The organism is Streptomyces daliensis (assembly GCF_054782395.1).
On the sequence record NZ_BAAGSO010000096.1, the window covers coordinates 1 to 690 of the forward strand.

At 68.4% G+C, this 690-nt stretch carries 1 protein-coding gene; it reads right to left on the bottom strand.

What is annotated here, in order from left to right; genetic code table 11:
- Window positions 1-690: condensation domain-containing protein (locus ACYVOO_RS25945; RefSeq protein WP_461018123.1), on the bottom strand; the 690-nt coding region annotated here is incomplete at both ends.

The window sequence follows — 690 nt, forward strand, 5'->3', positions numbered from 1 at the left end:
TCCGGCCGAAGAGCACGGTCCCGAACACCACGTCATCCCGGCCCGACAGCGTCGCCAGCACCCGCGCCCACACCACGTGCAGGACAGTCGCCGCGCTGACACCCAGCTCCCGCGCCACCCGCCGCAGCTCGGTGGTGAGATCCTCAGTCAGCGGCATGCCCGCCTCGACAATCCCGCTGCCGTCGCCGCGGGCTTCGAGCAGCCCGTAGGGGGCGGTCGGCTCGGTCACGTCACCGAGAAGGTCGGCAAAGAATTGCTCGTGCTCTTCCCTGGGCACCGCCCGCGTCTGCGCGACGAAGTTACGGAACGGCAGCGCGGGGGCCAGCTCGTCGGCCGCGCCGGAGAGCACCGCCCGCAGTTCCTCCAGCAGCACATCCATGCCCAGGTGGTCTTGCAGCAGATGATGCAGCCGCACCACGGCCAGGCAACGCCCCTCGGGCAGCTCGGCCACGTGCAGATCCATCAACGGCGCGCGGACGAGGTCCATCACGAGTCCGGCCTTGGCGATGAGAACCCGGCCTCGCTGCTTCGGATCCGTGGAGTCGAATTCCAGGGAGTGCTCGATCACCGGCACTTCAACGTGTCGCCGCACGACCTGCAACGGCTCCCGCAGACCCTCCCAAGCGATACCGGTGCGATAGATGTCGTGCCGGTTCACCACCTGCTGCAAAGCATCCGCGAACGCCTCCA